This is a genomic window from Alkalihalophilus sp. As8PL, from assembly GCF_040939795.1.
Lineage (GTDB): Bacteria > Bacillota > Bacilli > Bacillales > Bacillaceae_D > Alkalihalophilus > Alkalihalophilus lindianensis.
Genome location: NZ_CP162551.1, coordinates 940768 through 953738, shown reverse-complemented (window position 1 = coordinate 953738; position 12971 = coordinate 940768). Strand labels below are relative to the sequence as shown.

Annotated in this window: 11 protein-coding genes; 10 read left to right on the top strand and 1 reads right to left on the bottom strand. The window is 41.0% G+C overall.

The genetic code is table 11. The annotated features are described in order from the left end of the window. From AB3N04_RS06395 to AB3N04_RS06365, 7 genes are all read left to right on the top strand, one after another. Window positions 1–1830 (top strand): YhgE/Pip domain-containing protein, encoded by a 1830-nt coding sequence (locus AB3N04_RS06395; RefSeq protein WP_368505267.1) that lies wholly within the window; start codon window positions 1–3, stop codon window positions 1828–1830. Between the two features lie 161 nt (window positions 1831–1991). Then, window positions 1992–2252, top strand: coding sequence for a hypothetical protein (locus AB3N04_RS06390; RefSeq protein ID WP_368505266.1), 261 nt, complete (start codon window positions 1992–1994; stop codon window positions 2250–2252). Between the two features lie 20 nt (window positions 2253–2272). Next, complete coding sequence (locus AB3N04_RS06385; protein WP_368505265.1) at window positions 2273–2437, top strand: hypothetical protein; 165 nt, start codon at window positions 2273–2275, stop codon at window positions 2435–2437. A gap of 281 nt (window positions 2438–2718) precedes the next feature. Beyond that, window positions 2719–4224 carry a BCCT family transporter gene (locus tag AB3N04_RS06380; protein ID WP_368505264.1) on the top strand — a complete coding sequence of 502 codons (1506 nt, stop codon included), beginning with the start codon at window positions 2719–2721 and terminating at the stop codon, window positions 4222–4224. 221 nt (window positions 4225–4445) lie between these two features. Beyond that, complete coding sequence (locus AB3N04_RS06375) at window positions 4446–5486, top strand: zinc-binding dehydrogenase (RefSeq protein WP_368505263.1); 1041 nt, start codon at window positions 4446–4448, stop codon at window positions 5484–5486. A 270-nt stretch (window positions 5487–5756) separates the two neighbouring features. Beyond that, window positions 5757–7112, top strand: a complete 1356-nt coding sequence (locus tag AB3N04_RS06370; RefSeq protein WP_368505262.1) for a hypothetical protein — start codon at window positions 5757–5759, stop codon at window positions 7110–7112. 56 nt (window positions 7113–7168) lie between these two features. Beyond that, window positions 7169–8059 carry an alpha/beta fold hydrolase gene (locus AB3N04_RS06365; RefSeq protein WP_368505261.1) on the top strand — a complete coding sequence of 297 codons (891 nt, stop codon included), beginning with the start codon at window positions 7169–7171 and terminating at the stop codon, window positions 8057–8059. An 84-nt stretch (window positions 8060–8143) separates the two neighbouring features. On the opposite strand, the gene AB3N04_RS06360 is transcribed toward AB3N04_RS06365, so the two are convergent. Further along, window positions 8144–9364 (bottom strand): C45 family autoproteolytic acyltransferase/hydolase, encoded by a 1221-nt coding sequence (locus tag AB3N04_RS06360; protein WP_368505260.1) that lies wholly within the window; start codon window positions 9362–9364, stop codon window positions 8144–8146. A gap of 445 nt (window positions 9365–9809) precedes the next feature. On the opposite strand from AB3N04_RS06360, the gene AB3N04_RS06355 reads away from it, so the two are divergent. The 3 genes from AB3N04_RS06355 (at window position 9810) to AB3N04_RS06345 (ending at window position 12963) form a co-directional block, all read left to right on the top strand. Next, on the top strand, window positions 9810–10088 hold the full coding sequence (locus AB3N04_RS06355; RefSeq protein ID WP_047973707.1) for a metal-sensitive transcriptional regulator: 279 nt from the start codon (window positions 9810–9812) through the stop codon (window positions 10086–10088). A 151-nt stretch (window positions 10089–10239) separates the two neighbouring features. Next, window positions 10240–10446, top strand: a complete 207-nt coding sequence (gene copZ / locus AB3N04_RS06350; protein ID WP_368505259.1) for a copper chaperone CopZ — start codon at window positions 10240–10242, stop codon at window positions 10444–10446. A gap of 99 nt (window positions 10447–10545) precedes the next feature. Next, a complete protein-coding gene (locus tag AB3N04_RS06345) occupies window positions 10546–12963 on the top strand; it encodes a heavy metal translocating P-type ATPase (protein ID WP_368505258.1) in 2418 nt (805 codons plus the stop codon). Window positions 12964–12971 lie beyond the last annotated feature (8 nt).

The following is a 12971-nucleotide window of genomic DNA, read 5'->3' as shown; positions in this document are numbered from 1 at the left end:
ATGAAAAAGAAACGATTCATGCTTGGGGTGCTCGCTATGACCCTTGTGATCCCATCTTTACTTGTCCATGCAGCCCCGGCCACTAAATCTTCTGAAACAGATGAACAGGCATCGACTGAGGGAGAAGTAACGTCAAAAGATGAAGTTGTCTATGCGAAATTAGATGCCAATGGTGAGCTAGAAGAGGTGTATGTCGTCAACACTTTAAATGTCAGCGAAGCTGGAGAGATTGTCGATTACGGCACATACAGCAGCCTCAACAATTTAACGGACATGTCTGAATTAATTCGAGCTGATGATCATGTTGAGATCGAGGCGCAAGAAGGTCGATTTTATTACCAGGGCAATATGAGCGGTGAAAGTAAGTTGCCATGGGATCTTTCGATTACGTATTTGCTTGATGGAGATGAAATCACTCCCGAAGAGCTGGCGGGCAAAGAAGGAAGCTTAGAACTGAAGATTGAAACATCCGCCAACGAAACGGTCGATCCAGTCTTTTTCGAAAACTATTTAGTTCAAATCTCTCTTACTCTTGAAGATGAGATCTATAGCGATATTGAAACCGAAGAAGGCGTTGTCGCTAACTCCGGGAAAAATAAACAAATCACCTTTACCGTGATGCCAGAGCAAGAAGAAGAGCTTAGTCTACGTGCTGATGTCGTTGACTTTGAACTTGAGGGAATCGAAATCGCAGCAGTCCCATCCTCAATGTCAATCGATGCACCAGATCTCGATGAAATGACTGGAGACATCAACTCGTTATCAGATGGAGTATTAGACATTCATAATGGTGTCGGCGAGTTGAAAAACGGGATAGCAGAATTAAACGCCGGAATCCGTAGCCTGCAAAACGGTTCAGAGCAATACAAAAATGGAATTGGAGAGCTTGCTAATTCATCGTCTGAGCTTGTCAGTGCTTCTTCTTCCATAGACGAAGCATTGACGACCATTAGTCAATCGCTTCAAGTCACCGACGATATTGATTTAGGGGATCTTGAGAGCCTACCTGGAGGACTATCGCAAATCGCCTCAGGCCTTGATGAGGCTGCTGGTGGATTATCTCTTTTAAGAGAACATTATTCCGTTGCCTACAGCACATTAGATAAGGCGATGAATGAGATTCCCGATCATCAAATCAGCGAAGAAGAGATTCAAGCTTTATATGAGAGTAGTGCAGATGCCGAGGTTATTGATCAATTAGTTGAAACATATGCCGCTTCACAAAAGGTTAAAGGGACGTATTCAGCGGTTAAAGAAGGCTTTGATGCTGTAGATGGAACCTTGCAGGAAGTCAGTGGGGCCATCGGTGAAATGAGTAGCACATTAACTCAGATTGCAACCGGCCTAGCAACTTCTCTTGAAGATATGGATGGGATGAATTCGCTCGCCCAACTTGAAGAAGGGTTGTCCACCTTGTCGGCTAATTATGGGGAGTTTCACTCAGGCTTAGTGAGCTATACAAACGGAGTCGGTGAATTATCGAGTTCATACAATGACCTCCACTCTGGAATGTCCGGGTTAACTGGAGGGACGACTGAGCTAGAAAATGGAGCAGGTGAGCTTCATAACGGAACCAATCAATTATATGAAGCAACAAGTAACATACCTGAACACATGCAAGAAGAAGTCGATCGCATGATTTCAGAATTTGATAAATCGGACTTCGAAGCGGTATCTTTCGTATCTGACAAAAACGAGAACGTCAACTCCGTTCAATTTGTGATTAAGACCGAGGGCATTAAAATAGAAGAACAAGAAGAAGTCATAGAAGAAGTAGAAGAAGAGAAAACATTCTGGTCAAGGTTGTTGGATTTGTTTTCGAGAGGGTAGGGTAACTAGAGTCTAGAGTAGTGAACTTCACTGCTCTAGGCTTTTTTCTATTACGGAGCTCGCAATGTATATAAAAATAGGTAATTAGTAGAAAAATTTCATAGTTTCTTTATAAATATAGGGTATAAATAGGTAAAAGAGTCCAGAGGAAGGAAGTCGCAATGAATTTATTTTTTGAAAGAGTGAAGGGTGATGTGGTCATCGAATCGGATACGAAGGTGATGGGCCTCATCGAAGGAAACATTAAGGTACTGCCAGGTGCTAAATTAGAATTAGCCGCTCCAGTAAAGGGGGATATTGTCTTGAAACGATTTTCAAAGGCTTCTATTGGAGCGGAAGTCGATGGAACGGTATATGATGAAGGAGCTAGCCTTGAGGTGCTCAGTGACATCCATCTTGATTATAAAAAGATAGCCAAATAATTAGTAGAGGGGTACGCCAAATGTACACGATCTTTTCTATTTTTGCCTCATTAGCCTACTTAGTCCCTATTATCATCGTTGTCACATGGATGATCATCACTCTAACCTTCCATCGAAAGCAAATCGAGCAAAACAACCGAATCATTGAATTGCTCGAAAAATCGAATGAGAAAAAGGGTGTTTGATAAAGAATCGGCAACATCGATGAATGGCGATTTTTTGCTTATCTCCTAGTTTCTCACAGGAAAAGATGAGGGAAATGTAGGATCGCTTACTATTTTAGCGTAATACTACCTCTCGAAGGTTTATTATTTATCTCTTTGAGTATTTCATTGCATATCACAATTTTTAACGCTCAATGCTGTTTTAATATTAATCTTGTTCTATGGTTTAATAAAAAGGTCGCTAAAACTGGTCTTACAAACTAAACATAGAGGGAGTGTTTGCGATTAAAAGTGATAATATTGTGTTTAAAGTTTCGGTAGGGTTAGCAGCATTGTTTGTGCTAATAGGTGTAGTCATCCCTACACAATTGGCAGAGGCAATGAATAGTGCTCAAGCGTTTGTACAAGAATCATTTGGCTGGTTTTATCAGCTCGTAGCTACGTTTTTCTTATTATTTGCTGCGTTTATGATCTTCAGTAAATACGGGAAAATTAAGCTTGGTACACCAGAATCAAAACCAGAGTACAGTCGTCCGACTTGGTTTGCGATGCTGTTTTCTGCTGGAATGGGGATCGGGCTTTTATTTTACGGAGTATCTGAACCGATTGCCCATTTTTCAGCCCCACCAATGGGAGAAGGCAGTACAGAGACTTCGGCTATTATGGGGATGCGTTACACATGGCTGCACTGGGGCCTTCATGCATGGGCGATTTATGCGATTGTCGCGATGGCTCTTGCTTATCAAAAGTTTAGAAAAGGGGCACCTGGATTAATGAGTGCGACCCTTTACCCGGTGCTTGGTGAAAAGGTGAAAGGTCCGATTGGTCATACGGTCGATATTGTGGCCGTATTTGCAACCTTATTTGGAGTGGCCGCTTCATTAGGATTAGGTTCTCAGCAAATCAATGCTGGATTGTCGTATTTGACAGGAATTCCGAATCATTTCGGTATTCAAATGGTGATCATGGGAATCATCACGGTGCTTTTTTTGATCTCGGCCAATACGGGGATCTCAAAAGGAATCAAATACTTAAGTAATATCAATATGTCCATCGCAATCGTCTTATTTTTTACGATGCTTATTTTAGCGCCAACGTTATTCTTACTCAATATGTTTACAACAACCTTAGGGAGCTATGCTCAAAACTTGCTGCAAATGGGATTGCGTTTATCTCCATTTGATGAAACGGAAGCCGCTTGGACACAAGGTTGGACTGTTTTCTATTGGGCATGGTGGATTTCATGGACGCCATTTGTTGGGATGTTTATTGCTCGCGTCTCAAAAGGGCGGACGATACGCGAATTTACCGTGGCTGTTATTCTAGTTCCTACACTAGTATGTGCGATCTGGTTCACAGTATTTGGCGGAACAGGGATTTTCTTAGAATTAACGCAAGGACTTGATGTTTCAGGTCAATCGTTAGAGACAGCTCTATTCTTTGTCTATCAACAGCTGCCACTAGGCGTGTTGCTTTCGATTTTAACGATCGCGTTGATCACAACATTCTTTGTTACATCTGCTGACTCGGCTACCTTTGTTCTCGGGATGATGACAACAGGCGGCTCGCTCAATCCATCAACTAAGGTAAAAACGACTTGGGGCATTATCCTTGTCGCAGCAACGAGCGTTCTGATGGCATCAGGCGGACTAGCAGGTCTCCAAACGGCCATTATTGTCAGTGCCCTGCCACTTACATTCATTATTCTGACGATGTGCTACGGTCTAGTCAAAGCTTTGAATCAAGAGCTAAAAGAGCAAGGACCAATAAATCCACCACAAGATGTGGAGAAAAAGAAAGCAAGTTAATAATCATCAGGCACATTCCATGAAGTTGGTTAATCACTTTGTGGGATGAGCTTTTTTTATTAAGGAATGACAAATACTCCCGGTCTCAATACTCAGTTATGCTTTTCTAAAACCCTTTTTAACGCTAAATCTTATATATATTTATTTATGTGTAGAAGTTTGTATATTTAAAAGGTATGTATTAAACTCTAAACTTATCTAATCAAGAGAGGTGATAGGTCATGAAAGTTGTACAAGTGACAGGATATGGTGATGTAAATAAGTTAGAAATTGGTCAAAAAGCTACTCCTGAGCCCAAAGACGGTGAAGTGTTAATTAAAGTAAAGGCCTGCGCCATAAATAATACTGAAATTTGGATGAGGGAAGGCGCTTACGGCACTGGTTCTAAGTCTGGATGGCGACCTGAAGGGGTAGATTTCCCAAGGGTACCAGGCTCTGATATTACAGGGAGCGTCGTGAAGGTAGGGAACCGTGTAGATGAATCGATGCTCAGAAAAAATGTTGTCCTTTTTCCCTTTACATCTACTGGAGAAGAAGGGTTCGAACATATTTCAGATGATATGTCTTTTATTGGTTCAGAATATGATGGTGGATATGCGGAATATGTCGTATGGCCGGCTCACCTATGTTTTGATATGCCACTTGCCAACTATATAGAAAGTGCAGTTTTTTCTGTTAGTGGTTTGACGGCTTGGCATATGGTAGAACAAATTCAAGTTCAACCTGGGGAGACTATTATGGTAACAGGGTCAAATGGTGGTGTTGGATCACTTAATGTACAAATTGCCTCTAACGTGTTTGGTGCTAAGGTGATTGCGATTGTTGGCGATTTAGAGTTGGAAGAAAAATTAAAGGAACTAGGAGCAACACATGTATTGTCTTATAAATCAGCTAATCTGGCTGAAGAAATAATGGAAGTGAATGGAGGACCGGTTGACGCAGTCCTAGATGTTGTAGGAGATGCTTTGTTCTCAACTTCCCTTCAAGTACTTAAGAAAGGTGGGAAATTCTGCACATCTGGATCTGCTGGTGGTCAGAAGACAGAACTTGATTTAAGAACGTTGTACTTAAAACATATTACTTTTTATGGCTCTGTATTGGGCACAAGGAAAGAGTTTAAACGAATGCTTCAAGCTATTTCTGAAGGTAAAATTAAACCAGTGATAGATCGCACCTTCCCTTTAGAAAAAGCAAGAGAAGCTCAAACTTATTTTAAAAAAGCAGGAAAATTAGGGAAGATAGTTTTACTTCCTGAAGAATAAATAAAGCGGGAAACTACAAGCCTAATTCATCAGGAATTAGGCTTGTTTACTTCTCCGGTGTAATAGAAGGAACGATCTCCGCAGCCGCACCAACAGAGGCTTCTCGGATGAAGTCTTCCCCGACAAACAATCAAACTAACCCAACAGATCTAAGCATGATGAATGATGCGAGACTTGTCTAAAATTGTTGTCAATTGTTTGTAGATAGTTGTTGAATATAATATCAGAAAATTCAATAATTAAAGAGTGCGATATATGAGGAGGGATTTAATGAAACGGACAAAAAGAGCCTTACTTGCTGTTACGTTAGGTACAGCATTGGTATTTTCTTCAACGACGGCTATTGCTACGCCAGCACAGACAAGCAAAGGAAATTCAAATCAGACGCAAAACCAAGCGACGATTCCATACTATGTAGATGAATCGAAATTGTCATTTAATGCTTTAGCTGGAATTGAAACAAATCGTTATTGGGGTGTCCATAAAGGGGCAGGTTACCGGATTGAAGTTCCTGAGAATTGGAACGGAGAGCTTGTTTTGTATGCACATGGATATCGTGGGACAGGCCTTGAATTAACGGTAAGCAATCCGAGCTTACGACAACACTTGCTTCAAAAAGGGTATGCGTGGGCGGCTTCTTCCTACAGCACAAATGCTTATGATGTCGCACAAGGGGTAAAGGATACACATGCTCTAGGAACCCTTTTTAACGGTATCGTCCAAAAACCTAGTAAAACGTACATTACTGGTCACTCGATGGGTGGACACGTAACAGCTGTAATGGCCGAGCAATATCGAAATGCCTATGATGGCGCTTTGCCGATGTGCGGTGTAACGGGTGATACGGCTTTATTTGATTATTTCACAGACTATAATTTAGTTGCTCAGACACTAGCTGGAATAGAGAAAGACGAGCAGTTATTCCCTGCAAATGACGAGTATGTAGAAGAAGTAGTTCCGATAATAAGCAAAGAGCTTGGTATTAATACCACTCTAACTGAAGAAGGAGAAATTTTGAAAGCGGTTACGATGAATTTATCAGGTGGGGAACGACCATTGTATGATTTTGCTTTTGAGAGTTATAAAAACTTCTTATTTGGTCAATTAACGATTGATCCAACGTTTTTAGTAGCTGCTGGGAATGTCATTGATACGACAGACTCTGTATATCAATTTGATCAAGATATGAATTCCCTTTCTCCTGAAGAACAAGCATTAAATGATGCTGTGCTTCGTGTTTCTGCAGATCCTCAATCGAAACAACAAGGGCTTACAGGGATTCCTAAAGTGAAAGGAACTCATACGATTCCAATGGTTTCGATTCATAATATCGGGGACTTGTTTGTTCCATTTCATATGCAGCAGGTTCATGCACAAAGAGCTAATGAGAATGGTAATGCTGATTTATTAGTAACAAGAGTGAGTCGTTCAGTAGAACACTGTGGTTTTACACAAAATGAAGAGCAAGAAGCGTTCAACGATCTTGTGAAATGGGTAGAAGAAGGGCTCAAGCCTGAGGGAGATGACATTCTCAATCCGGAAGCTGTAGCAGACCCTCTTTTCGGAACACAATTTACAAGAGGCTACCGAAAGTATGACCCTTTATGGAATGCAACCACTCAGTAAATAGTTGATTTAAGTACTTTTAAAAGAATCACTACCAAAAAACAAAGGAGGTTTCTATGCTACAACAATACGAAACATTCAACGTCGAGACGAACGGGGTCACCATCAACGGAATAAAAGGAGGGTCTGGCCCGCCGTTACTTTTATTGCACGGCTATCCACAAACACATGTGATGTGGCATAAAGTCATTGATCAATTGTCCGAGAGGTTTACAGTCGTTGCGACAGATCTCCGTGGGTACGGGGATAGCAGTAAGCCTGAAGGCGAGGCTGATCACAGCAACTATTCAAAACGTGTCATGGCCAAAGACCAAGTAGAGGTGATGAGAGAGTTAGGCTTTGATGAATTTTATTTGGTAGGTCATGACCGTGGTGCAAGAGTCGGGTATCGGTTAGCGTTAGACCATCCAGAACGGGTCACGAAGTTCGTCGCCTTGGATATTGTTCCCACTCTCCTCATGTATGAAAAAACAGACATGACCTTTGCCCGATACTACTATCACTGGTTCTTCTTGATTCAAGATGCACCGTATCCAGAAGAATTAATCTCACAGAACCCAGAATACTTCCTTGAAACAAACCTGATAAAACTAGCAAGATACCAATCGATTAACGAGTCTCCCTTTAGCGTAAAGGCTTATCAAGAATATCTCCGCTGTTTCCAGCTGCCTAAGGCAATCCACGCGATGTGTGAAGACTACCGAGCCGGAGCAAGCATCGATCTCGTTCATGAGAAAGAAGACCTTGTAGCCAACCGAAAGATCCAATGTGAAACCCTTGTGCTATGGGGCGAAAAAGGAGTCGTTCATCATTGCTTCGAGCCGCTGGATGAATGGAGAAAGTTTGCGACACATGTACAAGGAAAAGCACTGCCATGCGGACATTTTATTCCAGAGGAAGTGCCGGAATTGTTGTTAGAGGAGTTGTTGGGGTTTTTGGAGGGTTAATGGGTTATTAAAAAAGGCTCTTTCTAGGTTAACTAGAAGGAGCCTTTTTCTTGGTTAGATGTTTCCAATGGCTTTACTCGTTAGTTAACCTCGATTCCCAACCGTTTCTTCCACTCGATCGCTTTGTTTTCCGGAGTTGAAGGGTTTTGGAATGTGTGGGCGATCGACACTAAATGGGATGGCTGGTGCTACGCTAGGTTGGCCTAACTGAGCCCACATACGTTCCTTGCTGCCATCGAATGTACCAGTTGATACAGATCCCATCTTCACACCATTGATTTCAGCATCAGAATCAATCCAATACGTGCTATCATCATAAGCTGGATCCTGATCCTCTGAAATTTTAACTAAACGTTGGATATTGATTTTGCCATATTGGTTATCTAGTAGATTCTGTGCTCGATCCAAGCGATTATGAGTAGAAAGATACCAACTCCATCTTTCATTTGATGGATCCGATTCAAGAGTATCAAACTGCTCCATGCCAGGGAGGATATAATGATTCGTATGAGCCATTGCCTCGTCTACTACCCAATGAACGGCTGAATGATTAGCAGTTGTTTCAACCCACGCAGCTTCATCACGATCAGCCACAGCATAGACAGAACCTGATGCACGCTGAAGGTTTTCGATAAAATCAACGCCATCTTGGGCATCAGAAGCCGCTTCTAAAGCGAGACGAATCACCACTAAATTACCATAACCGCTGCCGGTATCCCATGTTGATAAAACATTATTCCCAACAGATACTCCATTTTCGTTGATCCCCATGGCAATACCTGTTGAGCCGGCACTCGTAATCCCAATATACGTATAACCATTGTCAGGCTCTACTTGAACGACGACCTGTTTAGAGCCTCTATTTGCATCGCGAGTTTTGTGATAATACGCATTTCCGCTTTGTGTAGCAGCACCAGTTGCTAACATCGTTGTGCAACCATCTCCCATAACCTCTTCTTCTAATGCATTAAAAGCTAGTAAATCTTCATATCGAACATCAGCATATGTAGCCATTGCTTGTAATTGTTCAAGAAGCTCAGGGTTTTCCACTGCTAAGAAGTTTTCATAGTCGTTAGCAGCATGAATAAGATCCACTTCTGTTAAATTGGCCAGAGGGGCCATTGTTTGAAAGAGACTAATATTTTGCTTGATTTGTTCTTTAGCCTGCTTCCCGTATTGCTCACCGATCTCTTTAGGACTACCCTTAAGCGTAATGTTTGCATCATTACCTTCGGCTTTCGTTTCAAAAGAACCAAAGGCTCCAAATGATAGAATTACAATTAATGAAAATAGTAGAAACTTCATTCTCATTCTCCTCATCATCTCCTATAGTTTTATGATAAAACCACTACTAAAAAAGCACCTCCTTCTACTTGGACTAAGTAACTACTTTTTGTGCTTACCGTCATGTCTACTTTAATGGTAACGATAATAGAAGACGATTTTAACCCACTAAACGTCTGATTTTTCTGATTTTTACCATGGGTGATTAATACCATATAATGTTAAAAAATCTAACGACTGGTAGGGTTAAGGGCTTATAGAAAAGAACGTAATCTGAGGTGAGAGAGTGGTTCTTAGTTACTTCTTATTTTCAGCCTGCAGTGCAGGAATGATATAATCTATTGAGGGAGTTAAAGAAGCTCTGACCCGCTTGTATGCAAGTTATTATGGACATTCAGTCTATTAGGAATTCCTCTATTAATGTGTTAAAATAGTCTTACGGGGTATACGTATGAGGAGGATGGTTATGGAACCTAAGAAAACAGTCCAACCTAATAAGCAACAAATATTAAACAGACTAAAACGTATTGAAGGCCAGGTGAGAGGCATTCATAATATGATCGAAAATGATCGATATTGTGTGGATGTTCTGACCCAAATATCAGCTATTCAAGCTGCTATTAATAAGGTCTCCTTGGGGCTTGTAGAGGATCATACTCGTCATTGCGTGGCAGGTGCTATTAAAAATAATAATGGCGAAGAGGCCATTGATGAGTTAATGGATGTTATGAAAAAGATGCTTTAATGAATCACTTAATTAAATCAAACTGAACTGGGAAGAGAACTACTATCTGTTCGGAGTATAAACTTAATTATATTTTTATATCTTGAATACTATACCCGTGTATAGTATATTGATGTTGAGGTTACTTATATCATTACTGGAGGTTATAAATATGGCACAAGAAACACTAACAGTTAAAGGAATGTCTTGCGGGCATTGTGTAAGTTCAGTTGAAGGAAGTGTAGGCGAATTGACTGGGGTAAGCTCTGTCAAGGTTGCTTTGGACAAAGGTCAGGTTGAAATCTCTTATAATGACAATGAAGTGAACCTAGATAAGATTAAAGAAGTCATTGAAGACCAAGGGTATGACGTCGTATAAATAGCGAATTGAGAGGATAATCGTGCTTACTAGTGGAGCACGATTATTTTCTCAAAAAAATATACCTATATGGGGTATGGGAGTTAGGTGAGATCTAATATGGAACAAAAAGAAGTTTCGTTAAATATAGCGGGTATGACCTGTGCGGCCTGTGCCAATAAAGTGGAAAAAGGGTTATCAAGAATGGATGGGGTGGAAGAAGCTAACGTCAACTTTGCCCTTGAAAGAACAACGATCAAGTATGATCCTTCTGTAGTGGATACAAAAGAATTTGAAGCTAAAATAGAAAAGCTTGGATACCAAGTGATTCATGCCAAGACAGAATTTGATATTTCCGGCATGACATGCGCTGCTTGTGCCAACCGCATTGAGAAGAGAATGAATAAACTTGAGGGTGTCTCATCGGCCAACGTCAACTTTGCGTTAGAGACTCTATCGGTGGAATATGATGATCGTGTCGTAAAACCAAATGAAATGAGTGACGTCATTAAAAAGTTAGGCTTCAGTTTAATTCCTAAGCAGGAAACGAGAGAGACGGTTGACCATAAAGAAAAAGAAATAGATAGACAATATGGGAAGTTTATTTTTTCGGCGATCTTAACCCTACCATTGCTTTGGACGATGGTAACTCATTTTGAGATGACTGCTTTTTTATATATGCCAGGCATGTTCATGAATCCATGGGTACAATTAGCGCTGGCTACACCTGTTCAATTTATCGTAGGGGCTCAGTTCTATAAAGGGGCTTACCAGGCTCTCAAAAACAAAAGTGCCAATATGGATGTATTAGTGGCTCTTGGTACGAGTGCAGCTTATTTTTACAGCATTTATTTGGGATGGGAATGGATGATAGCAGGCAGTCAAGGAATGCCTGAACTCTATTTTGAGGCTGCTGCGGTTATCATTACCTTGATTGTGTTAGGGAAGTTGTTTGAAGTACGTGCAAAAGGTAGAACAAGCCAAGCGATTCAAAAACTACTTGGTTTGCAAGCAAAAACAGCTCGAATTATTCGAGACGGAGAAGAAGTAGAACTTCCTGTTGAAGAAGTGATGGCAGGAGATACAGTCGTGATCAAACCAGGAGAAAAAGTCCCAGTTGATGGTGAGATTTTAGAGGGGCGTTCTGCAATAGATGAATCTATGATTACTGGTGAAAGTATTCCGGTGGATAAGAGCATTGGCGACCCGGTAATTGGAGCTACAATCAATAAAAATGGATCGATTAAAGTAAAAGCAACTAAAGTAGGAAAAGATACAGCTCTTTCTCAAATTGTTAAAGTAGTTGAAGAGGCTCAAGGATCAAAAGCTGATATTCAACGTATGGTAGACAAAGTATCAGGAATATTTGTACCAGTCGTAGTGGTTATTGCCATTGCTACGTTCCTTGTTTGGTACTTTGTGGTGACACCAGGAGATTTCCGTTCTGCATTGATTCCAACGATTTCTATTTTAGTCATAGCTTGTCCTTGTGCTCTGGGGCTTGCTACACCAACCTCCATTATGGCGGGTTCTGGGCGCGCTGCGGAAATGGGATTATTATTTAAAGGTGGAGAACACTTAGAAAATACACAGGTGATTCAAACCGTTGTATTAGATAAAACAGGAACGGTTACAAAGGGGCAACCGGAACTTACAGATATTTCCATTTCAGGTCGTTTTGATGAAAATGAAGTCTTGTATTTCGTTGGTTCTGCGGAGAAAAATTCTGAGCATCCCCTAGCGCAAGCCATTGTTAAAGGGATTAAAGAAAAAGGGATATCTCTTAGTGATTCAAGTGACTTTGAAGCAATACCTGGCTATGGTATTCGTGCGATCGTCGATGACAAAGAAATTCTTGCAGGAACAAGAAAGTTAATGAATCAACACTCGATTCATATGGAGAATGCAGACTCCTTAATGGCTGAGCTTGAGAACCAAGGAAAAACAGCGATGTTAATTGCCATAGAGAAAGAATTTGCAGGAGTCATTGCAGTTGCAGATACAGTAAAGGAAACGTCAAAAAAAGCGATCAGCCGAATGCTCGATCTAGGGCTTGAAGTGATTATGCTTACTGGCGATAATGAGCGCACAGCAAAAGCAATCGCCAAACAAGTCGGTATTTCAAACGTAATTGCTGAAGTCATCCCAGAACAAAAAAGTGCGGAAATTGAAAAGCTTCAAAAGCAAGGAAAGAAAGTGGCTATGGTTGGTGATGGGATTAATGATGCCCCAGCCCTGGCTGTAGCAGACATTGGAATGGCGATTGGAACAGGAACAGATGTAGCAATTGAAGCCGCAGATATTACGTTAATGCGCGGCGATTTAAACAGTGTTGCTGATGCCATCCACATGAGTAGAAAAACGATGAGAAATATTAAACAAAACTTATTCTTTGCCTTTATCTACAATACAGCAGCGATCCCAATTGCTGCTATTGGGCTGCTGGCACCTTGGGTAGCAGGTGCTGCAATGGCGTTTAGTTCGGTTTCAGTTGTGTTAAATGCGTTACGGCTACAGAAGGTGAAATTTACTAAGTAACAAAGGAA